This window comes from Mesorhizobium sp. M7A.F.Ca.US.006.01.1.1 (assembly GCF_003997935.1).
Taxonomy (GTDB): Bacteria; Pseudomonadota; Alphaproteobacteria; order Rhizobiales; family Rhizobiaceae; genus Mesorhizobium.
The window spans coordinates 1-419 of the sequence record NZ_RZQL01000551.1 but is presented as its reverse complement, the minus strand read 5'-3'; the positions used below and the strand labels follow the sequence as shown (position 1 = coordinate 419).

Genomic DNA, 419 nt, shown 5'->3' with positions numbered 1-419 from the left:
GACACGGACGCGGTCGGCTCGGGCGGCATCGTGGCGCAGTCGATTGGCGGCGGCGGCGGCAATGGCGGCCGTGCGGCCACGATGGCCGGCTCGGTCAGCAACGGCGTCAATGTAAGCCTCGGCGTTACTGTCGGCGGCTGGGGCGGCGACGGTGGCAGGAGCGACCTGGTGATCGTCGATACCGGCCTCAGCGGCGGCGGCAGCATCGTCACCAAGGGTTACCAGGCTGGCGGCATTCTTGCCCAGTCGGTCGCCGGCAGCGGCGGCAATGGCGGCGATTCCTGGGCGGCGGCTGGCGGTTACGGCGTCAATGTCAGCGTTAACGCGACGGTGAGCATCGGCGGTGGCGGCGGCGACGGCAATGTCAGCGACGATGTGCTCGTCCACAATGCCATGACGGTGCAGACGGATGGCGACAT

At 69.2% G+C, this 419-nt stretch carries 1 pseudogene; it reads left to right on the top strand.

Annotation, left to right across the window (positions count from 1 at the left end):
- A pseudogene (locus EN943_RS37440) lies at nt 1-419 on the top strand (hypothetical protein); the annotation flags it as partial.